We start from the raw sequence: 18,907 nt of genomic DNA, 5'->3' as shown, positions 1-18,907 counted from the left end.
TTGTGTTTTTTGTGGAGCTGCTTGAGATATATGTGATTCAGTATGTGTTTAGAGAACCATCTTTTCAAGCAGGCTGTGTATTGTCTGGGCGGGTTCTTCGCAGAGGCCAGAGTGGACCGGGGATGTCTGGATGATGGTGCTACGAGGCGAGACGAGCCAGTGGAAGCGTTCAGATTGGGAGAATTGCCCGATTGGTCCGCTTGCTTTGCTGCCCGCACAGACAAGCTGCAAATAGTTGAGATGCCTTTGGACCGCTTCAAGGTCGAGCTGGGGCGCAAAAGCCTGGATACGCTTTTCATCGAGATGGATGATTGTATCTAAAAAGCGTTTGGTGCGGCAAAAGAGGATGATGCCGATATTTATGCATTCGCCACGGTCTACACAGGGTACCAGGCGAATGATTGCGTAATCATAGGAGCTGGTCGCGGGCACGCAGAGCCTCCTCTACAAATTTGGATGAATGTGCCAGACGATCCAGCAAATAGTCCAGATATGCCTGTCGATGTAATGCCGGTGTGGCAAATTGCGGTTCGTTCTCTAACCAGTTATCAGGGATCATGCTGAGGATGTCTTCCAGGATGGCTGGCGTTAAACGTGTCTTCAGGCGTTGATCGGCTTCAGGTAATGCACTGGCAATCGGTAATAAGACGTGGGTTTTGATAGTGCTAAAGGCGCTACGGCTCCGTTCTAGATAATTGGTGTCGATATGATGAAAGTAGAGGGAGGCCCCATGGTCGATTAACATGATCTGATGATGCCACCAGAGCATGTTAGTGTTGCGTGGCGTGCGATCAACATTGGAGACGAAGGCATCGAACCAGACAATTTCAGAGGCCAGCTCATGATCGAAGGTAAGGGTATCCAGTGCATCAAAAGGCAGGGCACCGGGCAGAAAGTCGAGGGCCAGATTGAGGCCCGCACTCGCTTTTACCAGTTCCTGGATCTCAAAATCAGGTTCGGAGCGCGCGAGCAAAGGATCGAGTTCCATCAGGACGATCTCCGGGATGGGCAGATCAAGGACACGGGCGATCTCTCCTGCGACCAGTTCGGCAATTAATGCCTTTGGTCCCTGGCCCGCGCCGCGAAATTTGAGCACATAGAGTCCATCATCATTGGCCTCGACCAGGGCTGGCATCGAGCCACCTTCGCGGAAGGGCACCACGTAGCGTGTTGCGTGTATTGTTCTCAGCATAAATAATATTCTAGCACACACTAAGCCCGGCTGTACACTGATTATTCCCGGTCTGTCTGGCCGCTATTCAGACCATTCAAGCGCAGCATAATGCACAATTGATAGTCGATCAATATTCCACCTGAGCGCAACCGGATAGAATAGATCTGTGTCAATGTTTGAGAAAAATGTTACACTTGAAAGATATGGCTGTTTGTCTGGTTCTTCCTTGCCAATGGGAAGGACGTTCCTGAAAAGAGTATGCTGATGGATATGCTCTTGAGGAGGTTGTAGTATGTTACCATGGTTTGCTCCGCTCAGTGGGCGCTTCGATGAAGTTGTATTTGAAAGCACGGTGCTCAAAGATAATCCGCTGCACGATCCCTTTGAGCGTCCATTATGGATCTATCTACCACCTGGCTATGACGATGAGCCTGAGCGACGCTATCCATCGGTCTACATGATCCAGGGCCTGACAGGACAGTTGGATATGTGGCGCAACCGTTCGGCGTTTCGCAAGAATTTTCCCGAATTAGCAGATGAGTTGTTTGCCCGCAAAGAGGCACCCCCCTGTATCATTGTCTGGGTGGATTGCTGGACCTCGTATGGTGGCAGTCAGTTTGTGGATTCGCCAGCGACCGGAAAGTATCATACCTATCTGTGTGATGAGATTGTACCCTGGGTGGATACTCATTATCGTACGTTGCCAGCGCGTGACCATCGCGGTATCGCTGGCAAATCCAGTGGTGGCTATGGATCAATGATCACGCCGATGTTGCGTCCCGATCTCTGGGGTGGATTAGCGACCCATGCGGGTGATGCCCTCTTTGAGACCTGCTACCTTCCTGATTTCCGTCAATCTGTGCGCACATTGCGTTCACGTTACGATGGATCAATCGACAAGTTCTGGCAAAGCTTCCAGAGCCGTGTGGCCTTCACTCAGAGCGGTGACGAAGGCCCCATGAATGATCTCTGTATGGCTGCTTGCTATTCTGCTGATCCTGATGGAACCATCCATCTGCCCTATGATACCAGTACTGGTGAACTCATTCCCGAGATCTGGGAGCGCTGGCTGGCCTGGGACCCTGTACGCATGGCCCCTAAGCACGCCGCATCCTTACGCACCATGAAAGCCATTTATATCGATGCGGGCAATCGGGATCAATACTTCCTGGATCTGGGGGCAACCGCTTTTTACAATGAGCTCAAGCGCATCGGTGTCAAAGACATCTTCTTTGAACTCTTTGATGGCACTCATTCGTCCATTGAATATCGCTATCCAGTCAGCCTCAAGTACCTGGCTGAACGCCTCACCCCATAGCATTATCCTATAGCAGGAAAAAATAATAAGAGGCATAGCACGTCTGAATTGGCTATCCATTTTGAAGTTCTCTATCTTCAATTGGCCTATTTCATAACGATTATTGATGATGTTCGTCTTAATTACGGGACGTGAATATACCTGGTCAATTCAATCCATTAAAAGCTGGAAGCACTATATAGTGCCTCCAGCCTTTTTTCGGAGAAATACAATAATCTGTATTGACTGTAATGATTGGTAACGTGGGCGTGGCACGAAGCGTAGCGTAGGCCCGTGCTCCGTGAATCGTATGATAATCTCGCCCGGTAGGCCCATTCATACCTCAAGAAATGTGTCGGGGTATGTAACAGAGCGTTGGGAGTGAGATAGTTGTATGAGCAAGGGGCGTTGCGACGTCGGCCCGCACCTACGTTTTTGTACATTACATAGAGATGGCGCCCATATGATTCAATTGAATCATATGGGCATGGATTTTTTGGGGAGGTGGTTAGAGATTGCGGCGGCTATAGTTGTATTTGCGCCATTTGTTGTAGCCGACTTTGGCGTAGAAGTCGGTCAGTGTGACCCAGTCGATGAAGCTGTTTTTGACGTTATTGCTTTTGAGTAGTTCGGAGGCTCCCGCTACCAGGGCAATGCCGATACCTCGGTTGCGGGCACTTTCCGCAACCCCTACGGCACCCAGCGCGCCTGCGTCTTCCCCAAGAATGCCTTGCCAGATGAGATCGATCCGTTCGGGATGCGAGTTGATGGCGGAATACATGATCAGAGTGCCCAGGACGGTGCCATCGCTATCACGGGCGATCAGGATATCGCGATAATCGCCCAGGTCGGCGATGCGCTCGTAGAGAGGAAGCCAACCAGAAAATTCTTTGGCTTCAAAGGCCAGGGCATCCGTTACGTTCTGGCTGGTGGCCGCAGTGATGGTGATCCCTTCTTTTTTGACACGCTCTACGATAGCATCTGGAGTGCGATACGTGCTGAGATCCTGGCTGAGATCATAGACGGTCTCAGATGTTGTCCAGCCTCTGGCGTTGAAGAAGGCCACCGCGACTGGTAAATTGGTTGGCACTCCCGGCCAGAAGCGAGGTGTGATGCTTCCCAACTGGATGTCCTGGACTTCCACGTCCTGGAAATGGGCAAGTGCTGTATCGTGCAATGCTGTACCAATGCCGCCTCGCTGTTTGTCTGGATGGACGATGAGCGCGGCCAGTTGCCCGATTCTTTCCCCATCTCGAATACTTTTGAAGGTGGCGGCAAAACCGACTATCTCTCCATTGACACGAGCGACAAAATGATGGGGTTCGGGGCCATTAAGAACTTTGTGCAGACGCTCCTGAGTGATGGGCCATGTTTGGCCGAGAGCCGCTTGCCAGAGCGTATAGACATCCGCAGCATCGCGGTTAACGTCATAAGGCTGAATATTTTCGGTGGTGACTTGCATTCTGCTTGTCCTTATCTTGCTAGATATGATACAGCGTCCTACCGCGCCAATGGATACAAGCCGGGCAGGCTAACAGGGAGCTTTCCATGTGCTGCAACTTCACCAAAGAGTACACGTACCGCGGCTCCCAATGCCGGAGCGGTGTACTCATACGTGACGAGATAGCTTCCCAACTGCGGAAATGCTAGCAGGTCATAGGGATTGTAAACAGCCAATCCAATTGTCGGTTTGGTTGTCTGAAGCACATGCCGTACAAAATCCCCTTGATACTGATCCAGGTTTGCATTCACTGTCACTACTATAATCATAGCAAATCCACTAACCGTTTGGTCAATCCCTTGTTGGATTTCCGCGGCATTTTGAGAGGTAACGGTGATACTTTCTACCTGCGCATGATGCTGCCGTATCTGCTCAATGAAGATATTGCCAGCAGCGGATTTATCCGCTGCTACGGTATATGCATCTGGCTGAAGTAAAAGCACCAGAAGCCGTTGCTCAGCAGTGAGATGAAGTGGCAGCAATTTTTGTTGATCTCGTACAAGCGTTGTGGATTGTTCATAGGCCCTATCACGCAATTGCTGGTGAGCGGAATTGCTAATCAGTGCTAAATCCGCCTGATCAGGTAACTTCTCCCATGAGAGGGTATGAGCCTTCAAATTCAGGATGCGTTCACTGGCTGAACGTATCGTTTGCTCACTCAGTTTCCCTGTCCTTAGCGCGTTTCTGACAGCCTCAAGACTACCCTTCTGGCGTGGATACTGGTGTGATACCAGTATCAGATCATTTCCGGCCTGTAGCGCCATTACAGCGCCATCTGGCACACCAACCGTTTCTGATACAGCATTCATTTCCAGACAATCGGTAATGATGACGCCCTGATAACCCATTTTCTGGCGCAAGAGGTCATGGACGACAACAGGTGAGAGGGTTGCCGGGAATAGTTCATCTGCGGACATCAGAGCTGGTAGGGCCAGATGCGCGATCATAATACTATCGGCTCCGGCCGCAATGCCTTGCTTGAAAGGAATAAGCTCCAGTTTTTCCAGACGTTCGAGCGTATAGGGGACGCTGGGTAGGGCTAGATGCGAATCGACGGCGGTATCTCCATGACCAGGAAAATGTTTTAAGCAGGTAATAATACCCGCATCTCGATAGCCCGCAACCATTGCCGCCACGTGGCGTCCTACCTCTTGCGCATCTTCCCCAAACGAGCGAATGCCGATAACTGGATTAGCTGGATTGTTATTGACGTCGGCAACGGGGGCCAGATTCATATTGATACCCAGGGCGGCCATTTCCCGTCCCGTAGCCTGGGCCACCTCACGCGTCATCTCTGTAGAGCCTATCGCTCCCAGCGTCATATTGCCTGGAAAGACTGTTGCACTTTCCCCAAAACGCCGTACCATCCCATTTTCTTGATCCACACTGATCAGTAAAGGATAACGATGACCGGCCTCACGGGCAATCGCCTGAAGTTGCGTGGTCAATGTCTGGATCTGGTTGGCATGTTCCAGATTACGGCTGAAGAGTACAAGGCCCCCGATATGTTCATTTTTGATGAGATCGATAATTTCAGGGGTCACGGTAGTACCAGGGAAGCCAACCATAAATACCTGGCCCAGACATTCTTCCAGGCTCATAGCTTCTGTCAGAGATGGTGTTGATGGCATTGTAAGATCCCCTTTGCTGAAATAATAGTTAAACGCGTATCCAATCCTGAAAATCTGTGAGATGGATCACGCTCCGTGCCGCACTCAAGGCTGGCTGTTCAACCGCGATAATTTCACGAATGGCCTGGGTGTGCTGTAATTGTGTCAGGAAGCGCTCTTGAAAGCTCGTTTCGTTGAGAATGAGTCCTCCCCCCAGTGCCAGTGAGATGGCTTGCTCAGATGTGAAGCCAAGTTTGGTACTGACGGCCTTGACGACCTGTACCAGTTCAGTCAGATTGTTCTCGACTATCGTATGCGCCACAGCATCGCCTGCACGCTCTGCCTGGAATATGCAGCGGGAGAGCGCGGCAATTTGGGCTTTATCCTCATTGGCATAGACGACGCCGATGATGTCATCTGCTTGCTGTAATTGCCAGTATGCCAGAATAATTTCTAACAGGAGCGTTTGTGGTCCACGTCCATCCGCTGCGCGTACCGCTGCTTGCAGAGCCTGAAGACCCAGTGCGTAGCCACTTCCCTCGTCGCCTAGAATATGCCCCCAGCCGCCAGCGCGCGTGGTTATTCCCTGGGCGTTGCGCCCCAATGAAATGGAACCCGTCCCGGCGATCAGTACGATGCCAACCGCATCCGGTAAAGAACTCAATGCTAGTTCGGCATCGTTCGTGACATAGACTGTGGAGGCCAGGGCGCGCAGGTGAGGTTCGATAATCTGTTGATCCGCCAGACGATCAACTCCTGCGAGGCCCAGCCAGGCTTGCTGGAGTATGACCTGTTCTCCCAGGGATCGGCGAGCCTGTGCTACAGCATCATAAATATTCTGCACTGCTGTGGTTAAGCCAACGCCAGTATAATTTGAACTGCCGGAGACGCCACGTGCGATTTCTTCGCCCTGTGCATTGACAACAATGGCTAGCGTTTTACTACCACCTCCATCCACACCCAGATAATAGGATGCCTGGGGATCATGCTCGATCAGAGGTTGTTGTGCACTTATCATTTTTTTAGAGCTTCTAGCGTTGAACGCAAATTATTTTGATGCGCTGCCAGTTGTTCTCTGGCAATTGTGGGAGAGACATGGGTACATCCGATGACAATTGCGGTTTTCGTCTCGCCGTCGGCCTCCTGTAACAGGATAGCCGCCTGTTCTCGATCCAGGCCGGTAGCGGTTTGGACGATTTTTGTGGCGCGTTGGACGAGTTTTTGATTGGTGGCGATCACATCGACCATCAGATTGCCAAACGTCTTACCCAGCAGGATCATGGCGCCGGTACTGAGCATGTTGAGAACCATTTTCTGGGCGGTGCCGGATTTCAAACGCGTTGAGCCAGTCAATATTTCTGGTCCCACTTCTGGTTCGATCATGATATCGGTATGCTGTGTGAGTGGACTGTAAGGATTACAGGCAATCCCAATTGTCAGGGCACCCTGTGTACGAGCATAGGCTAGCGCACCCAGTACGTATGGAGTACGCCCACTGGCGGCAATACCCACGACGGTATCTCTGGCCTGGATGTGTAGTTGTTCCAGCTCGGCGCGACCGGCATCGGGACTATCCTCGGCATCCTCAACCGCGTTGGCTGTTGCAATAGGACCACCCGCGATCAGGCCCACGATTTGCTCCGGTGTGGTCCCAAAGGTAGGAGGGCACTCGGAGGCATCGAGGATGCCCAGACGGCCGGATGTGCCCGCTCCAATATAGAGCAAACGCCCACCCTCGCGCATACGAGCTGCAATCTCTTCAATGGCCTGAGCTATCTGTGGAAGTTCTTGTTCCACGGCCAGTGCTACTTTTGCATCCTCTGCATTCATCACGCGCACAATCTCCAGCGCGCTCATGCGATCAATTTCTGCTGATGCCGAATTAATGGATTCTGTCGCAAGTGTTCCCAGGTTCTGCGTCTCGTTTTGATGAGGTAAATCTGCCATGAATATTCGTCCTCCATAGGCAAAGATCGTGGTATCTGTAACAGTGAAGGGGTAGGTGTAACCGCTAATGAGTTTTATCTTTATTTCAGTGCATCTCGTACAGATCATAAATTTATAGATGGATATCTTCTATCCATCTATGGCATCAACTGTTCGCGCTTCAGATTTGTATAATACGTGTACTTGTTACCGCAATACATCGCTTTCGCGTATTCAATAGGTTGATCGCGCTCGGTATAGGTAATGCGGCGTGTAAAGAGGACCGCGCTATTCACGGATATCTGGAGTACCTGGGCCGCTTCTTCATCGATCAGACCTGCCTCAATCTCCTGTTCAGCCTCAACCAGGGGCAGGCCATATTTGGTTTCCAGTATGCGATAGAGTGAATTGTGCTCCAGATCCTCTTCAATCAATTTTTCGCAACCCATAAAGGAGAGTTGAGAGGTTTCAACCGCCAGTGGTTCGCCATCCGCCAGTCGCAGACGTTGCAGGAAGAAGATTGGCTGACCTTGCTTAATGCGTAAGCGTTCGGCGGTCGTCTCATCGGCGGGCATCATCTTCGCCGTCAGAACTTTGGTTCCTGGACGTTGACCACGGGCACGAATATCCTCGGTAAAGCCCGTTAAATGGAGGAGTTGTTGAGTGATTTTATGGCGGCTCACAAAGGTTCCTTTACCCTGTTCACGATAAAAGAGTCCTTCATTCACCAGTTCAGTGATGGCCTGACGAGCGGTCATACGGCTAATGCCATATTGTTCGCCAAGCTCGCGCTCGGATGGGATAAGATCACCTGGTTTCCATTCTCCGAGTCGAATTTTCTCGCGCATAATCTCTTTGAGCTGGTAGTAGCGAGGCAGTGGGCCTTTGCGAAAAACAGTACTCATATAGTGCATCCAATCTTTTTCCGGGCTAAGCAGGATCGGTGGTGCCATCACAACTGTCGATATGCACTCCGATGTTCTCACCCCTCTAACGGAAACGGTATGACGTAGCATAGGCGATCATAACAGAGCCATCTCATACCCACCTCTTAACAGGCTGGTATAATTGGTATATCGTCTATACCACATACCTTTCTCTAATCATCACAGATATTTTGTGAAACGTCAAGGTTTTTGCTTGTTCTCATCCTTTATAAAACTTTTTCTGTTTTTATGGATAAATAGTAGCATGCATTACTCTCTTTACGCATAGTATACGCGATTTGAGTATGCAGTGTATAGTAATAAATACTATAATTTGGTACTTATTCATGGTCACTCACATCCATCATTAACCGGAATGTCTTTAGCATCGCTCCTGATATTCCTTATTGGCTATGCTGGTAGCCTTATTAGCTCTTTCCTATGCTCTGCATGCTTCTGATAGCTTCTTACCTTCATTTTAGTTATGGGAAAGCGCTTACCAGAGAGTGATATATATATATATGCAGAGCTTCTATATTTTTGTCGGATATATGGTATATCTTGTGAACTGTGTTTATGTATAAGCAAGAAGCTTGAATAATAGAGAAATTTCCTACTTTAGAGATGATAGGTATGGTGGTATAATTGGCATATTGTATAGACCACTATTGTGCTCGATGATCGTCAAGTTCTTGGAAAAGACATTCTGTGAAAGAGAGAGACTCAATGCGGTATACATTACACGGTGCTCGCCTTGTGGACGCGACAATGGATAGAGAGCAAGGAACGATCCTTGTGGAAGATGAGCGCATCCAGGCTATCGAACCAACGAGTAATTCAGCAGAGTATATTATCGATGCATCTGATACTATTATCATGCCAGGTTTTATCGAGGTACATACTCACGGTGGCGGAGGCTTTAATCTGCATACGACGGAGGTGGATGAGATCCGGGCCTATCGCCATTGGATTCCCACTACGGGCGTGACTTCCTTCCTGATCGCGGTAGTTGGCACGCCAAACGCAGTGCCTGAGACCCAATTGCGTACTGCGGTCGCTGCGATTGAACTGGAGACACAGCCACGGCGCGAAAGCGGCGCAGAGCCGGTCGGTATTCATCTTGAGGGTCCGTATATCAGCCTGCACAAGCGTGGAGCGCATCCCCCCTACTGGTTGCGGCAGCCAGAACCGGAAGAGACCGAGCATATTTTATCCCTGACGAAAGGGTATCTGCAATTAATTACCGTTGCCCCTGAACTCCCTGGTGCCTATGCGATGATCCGCAGGATGGTCGAGGCAGGAGTTACCGTCAGTATTGGTCATACAGATGCTAATTATGAGCAGGCGTGCGAGTCTATCAAACTTGGTATTACCCATGCCACCCATTGTTTTAATGCCATGCGCCAGTTAAAGCATCGTGAACCTGGACCGCTGGCGGCCATTGTGCAATCCAAACAGGTACTGGGTGAAATTATTGGAGATGGTATCCATGTCCATCCCGCTATGATCGATATGCTGGTACGCTTGCTCGGGCCTGAGCATACCATCGTGGTAACTGACGCCCTGGCAGGGGCTGGCATGACCGATGCCACCTTTGAATTTGCTGGACAAGAGGCCCATGTTATTTGTGGTGCCGCACGCCTTAACGATGGCACCCTCACCGGTAGTGTGCTAACTCTGGATCAAGCCTTACGTAACATGTTACAGTTTACACAGGTCAGTTTAGCGGATGTTTCCGGCATGTTATCTTATAATCCTGCTCGTTCAGCGCATGTCGCGGATCGCAAGGGATTGCTCAAAGTTGGCTATGATGCTGATCTAGTTATTTATAATAAAGACCTGGAACTCCAGGCGACCATCTGTCGCGGCCAGGTCGGCTATGTCACGGATCAATGGCGTCAACGCCTTAATCTTTAATCTCGAAGAATACTGTAGGTGCGCACCGCGGCTGCACCTACTCCAACAAATGAATGGAAAGAGGGAGCATGGGGAACGCCGATGCATCCGTAGGAGCCACCCTTCACGGGTGGAGGGGAATGGCCATTGCGCCCCAAAGCCGCCCCAGAGCAGGCGGGAAGGAGAGCCAGTGCGAGAGGGTCATGGCCCTCCACCCGTGAAGGGTGGCTCCTACGGATGGCTCCACGCGCCTTCATTCCTCTTCATTCCTCTTCATGAAGCGGTATGGTAGAGCACGCAAAAGAACGCATGCAAGCACGCCAGGATCAGTAGGAGCCACCCTGTCTGGAAGGGTGAGTTATGATTAGATAGGATGTATTAATTTGAGCGGTGAGGTATTCAGAGCATGCAAGCTGTTGTTCGGGTGCTGTTGGGTTTATTGGTCGCTATAGGCGGATTAGCGAATATTTCCTGCACGCAGGTCTCGTCGCCAACCGTATCTCCTCATACTCAGGCTGTCAGGAGGCAATGGCCGGTGGCACCTGAGATGCGCGGCGTCTGGCTGGCGACGGTTTCTAATCTGGATTGGCCTTCGCGTCCGGGTCTGGCGGTAGCGGTTCAACAGCGCGAGTTTCGGGATTTGCTCAATCAGGTACAAATTCTGCATCTGAATACAGTGGTGGTGCAGGTGCGTCCAATGGGGGATGCCTTTTATCCTTCTCATGACATGCCATGGTCACAATATCTGATGGGACAACAGGGCCAGTCTCCAGGCTATGATCCCCTGGCCTTTATGATTACCGAGGCGCATCAACGTGGCCTGTCTTTCCATGCCTGGTTTAATCCTTATCGTGTCAGTCAGCATGGTAACATTGCGGCGCTGGCCGCTAATAATCCTGCCCGTTTACATCCTGATTGGATCGTGCACTATGGCGGGGCACTCTACTATAATCCAGGCATACCGGAGGTCCGAGCAGCGATTATCAACAGCATCATGGAAGTAGTCCAGCATTACGCCGTTGATGCAGTACAGTTCGACGATTACTTTTATCCTTATCCAGTGGCAGGATTGGCTTTCCCTGATGCTGCAACCTATCGACGTTATGGAGCGGGCCATTTTGCCAGTCTGGCTGATTGGCGGCGCGTCAATGTCAACCAGTTAATACACGAGGTTTTCCTGCGCATCAAGCAAGTGCGACCTGGAGTACAATTTGGTATCAGTCCTTTCGGGGTCTGGCGCAATCAAAGTACAGATGCGACTGGTTCACATACACGAGCTGGCGTTACTGACTACGATATCCTCTATGCGGATACTCGTACCTGGATTCGGCGGCATTGGATTGATTATATCGTGCCGCAACTTTATTGGCATATCGGCTTCGCACCTGCTGATTATCAAACCTTGTTGGCCTGGTGGGCACATGAGGTGGCGGGTTATCATGTCCGACTTTATATCGGGCAGGCTGCTTATACATTTGGTCGCAACTCCCCTACATCGTCACCGCCAGCGGAATTGCTAAAGCAGTTAGCGTTAAATCGGCGCTATCCCCAGATACAGGGCAGCATCTTCTTCAGATTAAAGAATCTTTTACGCCTTGCTCCAGAACTAAAAGAGCAACTGGCTCACTATTTTTAGAAAGTGTTACAAAGCGCTTGATTTCCCTATTTTTGTTCTCTTCATACATACGCACACTAACGTGACAGCACTCTTCTTCTTATATGCTGTGACAAAATGTGTTCGGTACATTTTGTCACAACGCCAAACAACTTTTTTGAGAGCCAACGGCGCGAAAATTCGTGATTTTCTGCTCAGCCTTGAGGATATTTGTTGGACATACTATCTATAATTTTTGTTTTTAATGTCTAGTGGTCTAGATGACTTGACATTACCAGTAAATAAGTGTAAAGTTTCTTTATAAACACTGCTGATAGCAATCTTTGGAAAACTCTTTTTCTTACTACACTTTTGTTCTTTTATCAGGTTTCGCCAGGGTTAGATTGATACAGCGAAATCATTCTATAGAGGATGACGAAAGTTGATCGCTCGAATGCATTGCATATGTTTATCTGCATTCTCTGGCGTGAAGGAATGATTTATCGATGAATGCAGTAGTGTTTTTTACTCTTTCTGGTCTAGTCGTCTAGACTACCAGGGGTAATACCAGATGCAAGCTAGATCGGTATCAGGAAATGTTCTGGAGGTTGGTTTGCGTTCCTGTGCTGATTTGGGTGCATGGGTAGCTTTAATATCTTTGACACGGTGTCTGTTCAGAATTTCCAGAGTTGTAAAAAGTTGAACGTAAGTATGCAGGAGTTTAGGAGGTTAGCGTGGCTCCAAATCTCTTTTCATCGATCGGCGGGAAGAAATATCGAGTAGGTATTTCTCTAGTTTCTTTCCTGGTTATTATGGCTTTTGTAGTAGCGGCGTGTGGCAATGGCGGTAGTGGATCACAGGGAAAAACAGATAAAAAACATGTGCTGAATATCGGTTCTCATGTTGGTGGCGATTTCACCTCGGCATTAAGTCCATATAATCCTACCCAGGTCAATGAAGGTATTCAGGGTATGGTTTATGAGACCCTTCTTTTCTTTAATCGCAATGATGGTAAGATTACTCCTTTACTGGCGGCTGATTACAAATGGAGTTCTGACGAGAAGCAATTAACCTTCACGACACGTCAGGGCGTCAAATGGTCTGATGGACAGCCTTTTACCGCGCATGATGTAGCCTTTACCTTTAACATGCTTAAGCAATATCCCGCCGCTGATAGCAAAGGTATCTGGCCCTATTTGAGCAGTGTCAATGCAACTGATGACAACACTGTCGTCGTTACATTCCAGAAGCCCAATCCTCCATTGCTCTGGTATATTGGTGGTCAAACCTGGATTGTTCCTGAGCATATTTTCAAAAATGTTGATCCCACCAAAACCCAAAATCAGAATCCTATTGGCACCGGTCCTTTTACCTTCAATAAGTTCTCACCCCAGGTCCTCGTATACAAGAGAAACCCTGGCTACTGGGATGCGAACGATATCAAGGTAGATGAATTAGACTATCCAGCCGTGAAGGACAATGCGACACTGCAACTGAAGATGATGCAGGGTCAAATTGACTGGGGCTCGTTTTTCGCGCCCAACCTGGATCAGACATTTGTGGCAAAAGATCCCACGCACAATCATTATTGGATGTCTCCCACAGATATGTTTACGCTCTATATCAATCTGACCAAGGCTCCTTTTAATCAGGTTGAGGTGCGTCAGGCAATTAGTGCGGCACTGGATCGTTCACAACTGTCACAGCAGGCGGAAAGCGGCTATGTTGCTCCAGCCAGCACCACAGGCTTGATCTTGCCGAATGGGAATTCCTATCTTGATCCGACCTATCAGACTGTGCAGGCCAAGGCTGATGCAGCCAAAGCGGCCCAGTTGTTGCAGAGTGCAGGCTATAGCAAAGGTTCTGATGGCATCTTCGCCAAAAATGGTAAGGAGTTGTCTTTCAGTATCAAAGTCGTCAATGGTTGGACCGACTGGGAGACGATGGCTGCTGTTATCAAACAAAATCTGCACAATGCCGGTATCAATGCCACAGTGGATGATATTCAAGATACCGCCTACTTTGATGCTCGTAATAATGGCAACTTTGATGCTCTGATCGGTGGACTCTTTGGTGGTCCTACTCCCTTCTATCTCTACGATACCCATCTGAACAGCGTGAATCTGTCACCAAAGGGCTATAACTGGGGAAAATGGAATGATAGCCAGACCGACAAACTGCTGCAGGCGTACTCCTCGACCCTTGATCCCGATAAGCAGAAGCTGGCTATCCAGGGGTTAGAAAAAATCTATGCTACCCAGTTGCCAAATATTCCTCTGGTGAATGCGGCTTCCTGGTATGAGTATAGCACCAAAAACTTTACCGGCTGGCCCGATAAAAGCAATCCTTACGCTGTAGGCGCCGCCTACGCTGTCCCTGATGATTTGATCGTCATTCGTCACTTGACACCCGTCAATTAAGTTGTAGAGGCGCGTTTTCTTCTCTGGCCCGCGCGAGAGAGGAGCGAGCAATAAAAAGGGGATGGTTCTTATGACCATCCCCTGCTCAGCAATAAGGGAGGACAGCAACGTCACCTGTGCTGTCGGCGTCGTCAATGTCTGTCTGACATACTTTCATTATTCCTTGCCACAGTGTCACACACAGGAAGACGTACTCATTGTTGAGTTTGCTCATGATGTGTCGAAGGAGTATCAGAATGCGCCATTTGTTTCGTCGCATTTTATTCTATATTCTAGCGATCTGGATATCGGTTACCCTCAATTTCTTTATTCCACGTCTGGCCCCCGGCAATCCAGCGGAGGCAATGCTTACACGGCTTGAGCGGCGTGGCCCGATCAGTCCCGCGACCCAGAAGGCGTTAGAAGCTGCCTTTGGTGTCAATACCACCGATTCTCTCTGGTTACAATACGGCAAATATTTAAATAATCTCCTGCATGGAAATTTTGGTATCTCTTACATCGAATATCCTACTCCCGTGATTACCATTATTGGTCAGAACATTGTCTGGACGCTGATTCTTGGCGCGGTTGCGGTCATTATCAGTTTTGCGCTGGGCTGTTTACTGGGCGTCATCATGGCCTGGAAGCGTGGATCTTTTGTGGATACCTTTCTGGCACCCGCAATGACGTTTCTGTCAGCGATTCCCTATTTCTGGCTGGCCCTGATTATCCTCTATGTATTTGGGTTCACCCTGAACTGGTTCCCCTTTTCCGATGGCTATGATACGAGCCTGGATGTGGGCTGGAATTCGGCCTTTATCTTCAGCGCCGTGTATCATGCTATCTTGCCAGCTTTGACGATTGTGCTCTCCTCTATCGCGGGTTGGTTGTTGGTGATGCGCAATACGATGATCACGACGCTCTCAGAGGATTATGTGTTGATGGCGAATGCCAAGGGTCTCACGAAGGGACGCGTGATGTTCTTCTATGCGGCGCGTAATGCGATCTTACCGAATATTACTGGCTTTGCGCTGGCCCTGGGAACCATCGTGGGTGGTCAATTATTGACTGAAATTGTCTTTTCGTATCCAGGGATTGGTTTTTCTCTCTTGCAGGCCGTACAAGGACAGGACTATCCATTGTTACAGGCCATCTTCTTGTTTATTGCGCTGGCGGTACTGGGAGCCAACTTTCTCGCTGATCTGGCATTTGTAGCACTTGATCCGCGGGTGCGACAGGAAAGGAGCGCTTAACTTATCATGAATACATCCTCGTCGCAGTTTTCGCAGGGCTCTAACTCAACTGCAAAGCAGATCAAGCAGGATAATCCCCTCACCCCCGAACGTGAGATGGTGCGTGCCTTACGGCGTCCCTGGTACGAGCGTGCCGGGCGGGGTGCGCAAGTGGTCTGGCATGAAAGCACCAAGAACAAGAAAGTCGCCATTGGCCTCATCATTGTGCTGTTTTTTATACTGGTTGCCGCATTTGGTCCCCTCTTTGTGCATACCGATCCTAATCTTCTATCGATGGATGCGCAGGCCGCGCCATCTGCGGCACATCCATTGGGAACCACCGCATTGGGACAGGATATCTTCAAGCAACTGGTCGTAGGGACCCGCTCCTCGATCTTCTGGGGCTTCTTGACGGGTATTGCTGTCACTATAATCTCTATTTTGGTAGGATTAGTCGGTGGCTACTTTGGGGGTGCGGTCGATGAATTTCTTTCCTTATTGACGAATGTATTTCTGGTTTTGCCAGCCCTGCCACTGGCAATTGTGCTGGCCTCCTACTTTCCACGCGGACCTCAGACAGTTGCGGCTGTGATTATTGTGACCAGTTGGTCCTGGGGCGCCAGAGTATTGCGTGCTCAGACGCTCTCAATGCGCAGTCGTGAGTTTGTTTCGTCCGCCAAATCTAATGGAGAGACGATCTGGCGCATTATATTCTTTGAGATCTTTCCGAATGAAATCTCGATTGTCGCAGCTAATTTTGTAAGTACCACGCTTTATGTTATACTGGCATCTGCTTCTCTAGAATTTCTGGGTTTAGGCGATCCAAACGGTATCAGTTGGGGAGCAATGTTCTATTGGGCGCAAAAAGATAATGCCCTGATTTCAGGTTTATGGTGGTGGTTCGTGCCACCGGGCATATGTATCGCTGTGCTGGGAGCGGGTTTATCCCTGATAAATTTTGGTATCGATGAGATTGCCGATCCTCGTTTGCGGCAAGAGAAGATACCAAAGTTGGTGAGAGAGAAAAAGGTGATAGCATAATGGCGACACAGGCAGACACAAAAACACTCCTGGAAGTGAACGATCTGAGTGTTGATTATCTGGCGGCAAATGGCGCGGTGCACGCTGTGCGTAATGTCAATTTTCGTCTCGGACGCGGAGAAATCCTGGGGTTGGCCGGGGAAAGTGGGTGTGGTAAATCGACGTTAGCCTATGCAGTGGCGCGTTTATTGCGACCACCTGCATACATTACCGGAGGAGAAGTTCTTTATTACGCAGGCGCACGCACCGATGGTAGTACGCGTCTGCCTCGCCATGTGCGCGCGACTGATGCACGCGGGGCGATTGACGTGCTGCAATTGTCGCCACGGGATCTGCGTGAATTTCGTTGGAATGAACTCTCGATTGTTTTTCAGAGCGCGATGAATGCACTGAATCCTGTTATGACGGTAGGTAATCAGATCATGGATGTACTGGCTACTCATCGTCGTAATATGAAAGCCGATGCACGCAAACGTCGTGCCGCTGAACTCTTTGAGATGGTCGGTATCGCTCCTGATCGCCTGAAGAGTTATCCCCATGAACTCAGTGGTGGGATGCGTCAGCGTGCCGTAATTGCGATTGCACTGGCCCTGCAACCAGAACTTATTATTATGGACGAGCCAACAACCGCTCTGGACGTGGTGGTGCAGCGCGAGATTTTGCAGTTGATCAGTAGCCTCTGTAAAGAACTCTCTACGGCGTTGATCTTTATTACGCATGACCTGTCATTGCTGATAGAACTGGCGGATAATGTCGCCATCATGTATGCGGGCAAGATGGTTGAGAAGGCCAAAAGTAGTGATATCTATCTGCATCCCCGCCATCCCTATAGTTATGGCCTCTTGAATTCCTTTCCCACTCTGCATGGACCACAGCGTATCATGGTAGGCATTCCTGGCTCACCGCCCGATTTGCGCACGCTCGCCGAAGGCTGTTCATTCCGGGATCGTTGTCCCTTCGCGTTCGAGTCCTGTAACCACATCACTCCGCCGTTGAGTCCTGCTGTACGAGCAACGCCTGATCAACTGGCGGCTTGCCATTTATATAATCCTGCTCTGTCGTCACCAGCACCCGCAACGCAGGATCTGGCCTCTGGGTATGAAAATTTAGCGCAGAGAAGCGTTGGAGGAAGTATCGAATGAGTACCATAAATCAAGCATATGACCCAACAGGTTCTAACAGGATGGAAGAGCCTGTGCTGGTGGCTAATCATCTGCGCAAAGAATTTCCGATTAACGATTTCAAATTATTTGCACCGCGCAAGGTTGTCCATGCCGTTGAGGATGCCACATTCGAGCTCTATCCAGGACAGGCGACGGCCCTGGTCGGAGAGAGTGGAAGCGGCAAAACCACGGTTGCACGTATGCTGGCACGTCTCTATGATCCAACCTCTGGTGAAATCAGTTTTCGGGGTGAGCCAATCAAGTTACAGAGCCATCGGGCAGCGGTCCTGCGCCAATATCGTCGGCATGTCCAACTTATTTTTCAGGATCCTTTTGCCTCCCTCAATCCTATTCACGATGTACGCTATCATCTGAGCCGTCCTTTGCGTCTATTCGGGCATGCCCATACTGAAGATGAAGTAACGGAGCAGGTACTGGCCTTATTGCGGCGTGTCAGCTTGAGTCCAGCGGAACAATTTATCCAGAAATTTCCGCATCAATTAAGTGGAGGACAGCGGCAACGTATCGCAATTGCCCGCGCGCTCGCCGTACATCCTGAAGTTCTGCTGGCTGATGAGCCAGTTTCAATGCTGGACGTATCCATCCGTTTGGACATCCTCAACTTGTTGCTGCGCTTAAAGAAAGAAGAGCAACTGGCCCTGTTATTTATTACGCACGATATTGCCAGTGCGCGTTATTTCGCGGAAAATACGCTGGTAATGTATGCGGGTCAGATGGTTGAAGGTGGTCCCAGTGAGGCCGTCATTCAAACGCCGAAACATCCCTATACGCAACTCTTACTGGCGGCTGCGCCCGATCCTGATCGCATTAAGGCTCAGGGCCATGGATTGTCCGAAGAGGTGCATGCGCGTGGTGAAATTCCCAGCCTGATCAATCCTCCTGAAGGATGTCGTTTTCATCCTCGCTGTCCACATGCCATGCCTGTCTGTAAGCAACACTTTCCCGCTCGTACGGAGTTAGGGAATGGACATTGGACCAATTGTTTCCTCTATACCGATCAAACCATCCAGCAGCAGACCACGGCTCCCGCCGCGCAATCGTAATAAAAAGTCGCACATGCGTCGGCATATGTCTACACGTGAGCAAAAAGCTCCGTCCTCAACGGGAGGGCGGAGCTATTGAGAGGA

At 49.8% G+C, this 18,907-nt stretch carries 15 protein-coding genes; 8 read left to right on the top strand and 7 right to left on the bottom strand.

The genetic code is table 11. The annotated features are described in order from the left end of the window. Nucleotides 1-48 precede the first annotated feature (48 nt). Together F1593_RS00280 and F1593_RS00275 are read right to left on the bottom strand one after the other, a co-directional pair. On the bottom strand, nucleotides 49-432 hold the full coding sequence (locus F1593_RS00280) for a DUF3037 domain-containing protein (protein ID WP_149399128.1): 384 nt from the start codon (nucleotides 430-432) through the stop codon (nucleotides 49-51). Then, entirely contained in the window at nucleotides 410-1,189 is a 780-nt protein-coding gene (locus F1593_RS00275) for a HipA family kinase (protein WP_172631770.1), read from the bottom strand. Before F1593_RS00275 ends, F1593_RS00280 begins: the two co-directional genes overlap by 23 nt. Before the next feature lie 277 nt (nucleotides 1,190-1,466). On the opposite strand from F1593_RS00275, the gene F1593_RS00270 reads away from it, so the two are divergent. After that, a complete protein-coding gene (locus F1593_RS00270) occupies nucleotides 1,467-2,492 on the top strand; it encodes an alpha/beta hydrolase (RefSeq protein ID WP_149399124.1) in 1,026 nt (341 codons plus the stop codon). Between the two features lie 487 nt (nucleotides 2,493-2,979). Here F1593_RS00270 and F1593_RS00265 read toward each other — a convergent pair whose 3' ends face one another. From F1593_RS00265 to F1593_RS00245, 5 genes are all read right to left on the bottom strand, one after another. Next, nucleotides 2,980-3,933, bottom strand: coding sequence for a GNAT family N-acetyltransferase (locus tag F1593_RS00265; protein ID WP_149399122.1), 954 nt, complete (start codon nucleotides 3,931-3,933; stop codon nucleotides 2,980-2,982). A gap of 38 nt (nucleotides 3,934-3,971) precedes the next feature. Then, on the bottom strand, nucleotides 3,972-5,603 hold the full coding sequence (nagZ, locus tag F1593_RS00260; protein ID WP_149399120.1) for a beta-N-acetylhexosaminidase: 1,632 nt from the start codon (nucleotides 5,601-5,603) through the stop codon (nucleotides 3,972-3,974). A 28-nt stretch (nucleotides 5,604-5,631) separates the two neighbouring features. After that, entirely contained in the window at nucleotides 5,632-6,600 is a 969-nt protein-coding gene (locus F1593_RS00255; RefSeq protein ID WP_149399118.1) for an N-acetylglucosamine kinase, read from the bottom strand. Next, nucleotides 6,597-7,529 (bottom strand): N-acetylmuramic acid 6-phosphate etherase, encoded by a 933-nt coding sequence (murQ, locus tag F1593_RS00250; RefSeq protein WP_149399116.1) that lies wholly within the window; start codon nucleotides 7,527-7,529, stop codon nucleotides 6,597-6,599. The genes F1593_RS00255 and murQ overlap by 4 nt, the downstream gene beginning before the upstream one ends. A 137-nt stretch (nucleotides 7,530-7,666) precedes the next feature. Then, the gene (locus F1593_RS00245) at nucleotides 7,667-8,413 is read right to left on the bottom strand and encodes a GntR family transcriptional regulator (RefSeq protein WP_149399114.1); all 747 of its coding nucleotides are present in this window, start codon (nucleotides 8,411-8,413) and stop codon (nucleotides 7,667-7,669) included. A gap of 747 nt (nucleotides 8,414-9,160) precedes the next feature. Here F1593_RS00245 and nagA point away from each other — a divergent pair. The 7 genes from nagA (at nucleotide 9,161) to F1593_RS00210 (ending at nucleotide 18,823) form a co-directional block, all read left to right on the top strand. Next, a complete protein-coding gene (gene nagA / locus F1593_RS00240; protein WP_149399112.1) occupies nucleotides 9,161-10,351 on the top strand; it encodes an N-acetylglucosamine-6-phosphate deacetylase in 1,191 nt (396 codons plus the stop codon). Between the two features lie 385 nt (nucleotides 10,352-10,736). Continuing rightward, nucleotides 10,737-11,966, top strand: coding sequence for a glycoside hydrolase family 10-like protein (locus tag F1593_RS00235; RefSeq protein ID WP_149399109.1), 1,230 nt, complete (start codon nucleotides 10,737-10,739; stop codon nucleotides 11,964-11,966). Between the two features lie 692 nt (nucleotides 11,967-12,658). Further along, nucleotides 12,659-14,344: an ABC transporter substrate-binding protein gene (locus tag F1593_RS00230; RefSeq protein WP_235932450.1), complete on the top strand. Its 1,686-nt coding sequence runs from the start codon at nucleotides 12,659-12,661 to the stop codon at nucleotides 14,342-14,344. Between the two features lie 236 nt (nucleotides 14,345-14,580). Continuing rightward, a complete protein-coding gene (locus F1593_RS00225; RefSeq protein WP_149399107.1) occupies nucleotides 14,581-15,576 on the top strand; it encodes an ABC transporter permease in 996 nt (331 codons plus the stop codon). A gap of 6 nt (nucleotides 15,577-15,582) precedes the next feature. Continuing rightward, nucleotides 15,583-16,596 (top strand): ABC transporter permease, encoded by a 1,014-nt coding sequence (locus F1593_RS00220; RefSeq protein WP_149399105.1) that lies wholly within the window; start codon nucleotides 15,583-15,585, stop codon nucleotides 16,594-16,596. Continuing rightward, nucleotides 16,596-17,738, top strand: a complete 1,143-nt coding sequence (locus F1593_RS00215; protein WP_149399103.1) for an ABC transporter ATP-binding protein — start codon at nucleotides 16,596-16,598, stop codon at nucleotides 17,736-17,738. The genes F1593_RS00220 and F1593_RS00215 overlap by 1 nt, the downstream gene beginning before the upstream one ends. Further along, nucleotides 17,735-18,823, top strand: a complete 1,089-nt coding sequence (locus tag F1593_RS00210) for an ABC transporter ATP-binding protein (protein WP_149399101.1) — start codon at nucleotides 17,735-17,737, stop codon at nucleotides 18,821-18,823. The genes F1593_RS00215 and F1593_RS00210 overlap by 4 nt, the downstream gene beginning before the upstream one ends. The last annotated feature ends 84 nt before the right edge of the window (nucleotides 18,824-18,907 follow it).

Origin of the sequence: Dictyobacter arantiisoli (assembly GCF_008326305.1) — a bacterium.
Lineage (GTDB): Bacteria > Chloroflexota > Ktedonobacteria > Ktedonobacterales > Ktedonobacteraceae > Dictyobacter > Dictyobacter arantiisoli.
Note: the sequence above shows the minus strand (reverse complement) of the source record. Positions and strands in the feature narration are given on the sequence as shown.

Bases quoted from the DNA above. Each gene is read 5' to 3' on its own strand.
- F1593_RS00270 (WP_149399124.1), top strand. From the start codon at position 1,467: ATGTTACCATGGTTTGCTCCGCTCAGTGGGCGCTTCGATGAAGTTGTA.
- F1593_RS00265 (WP_149399122.1), bottom strand. From the start codon at position 3,933: ATGCAAGTCACCACCGAAAATATTCAGCCTTATGACGTTAACCGCGAT.
- nagZ (WP_149399120.1), bottom strand. From the start codon at position 5,603: ATGCCATCAACACCATCTCTGACAGAAGCTATGAGCCTGGAAGAATGT.
- F1593_RS00255 (WP_149399118.1), bottom strand. From the start codon at position 6,600: ATGATAAGTGCACAACAACCTCTGATCGAGCATGATCCCCAGGCATCC.
- murQ (WP_149399116.1), bottom strand. From the start codon at position 7,529: ATGGCAGATTTACCTCATCAAAACGAGACGCAGAACCTGGGAACACTT.
- F1593_RS00245 (WP_149399114.1), bottom strand. From the start codon at position 8,413: ATGAGTACTGTTTTTCGCAAAGGCCCACTGCCTCGCTACTACCAGCTC.
- nagA (WP_149399112.1), top strand. From the start codon at position 9,161: ATGCGGTATACATTACACGGTGCTCGCCTTGTGGACGCGACAATGGAT.
- F1593_RS00235 (WP_149399109.1), top strand. From the start codon at position 10,737: ATGCAAGCTGTTGTTCGGGTGCTGTTGGGTTTATTGGTCGCTATAGGC.
- F1593_RS00225 (WP_149399107.1), top strand. From the start codon at position 14,581: ATGCGCCATTTGTTTCGTCGCATTTTATTCTATATTCTAGCGATCTGG.
- F1593_RS00220 (WP_149399105.1), top strand. From the start codon at position 15,583: ATGAATACATCCTCGTCGCAGTTTTCGCAGGGCTCTAACTCAACTGCA.
- F1593_RS00215 (WP_149399103.1), top strand. From the start codon at position 16,596: ATGGCGACACAGGCAGACACAAAAACACTCCTGGAAGTGAACGATCTG.
- F1593_RS00210 (WP_149399101.1), top strand. From the start codon at position 17,735: ATGAGTACCATAAATCAAGCATATGACCCAACAGGTTCTAACAGGATG.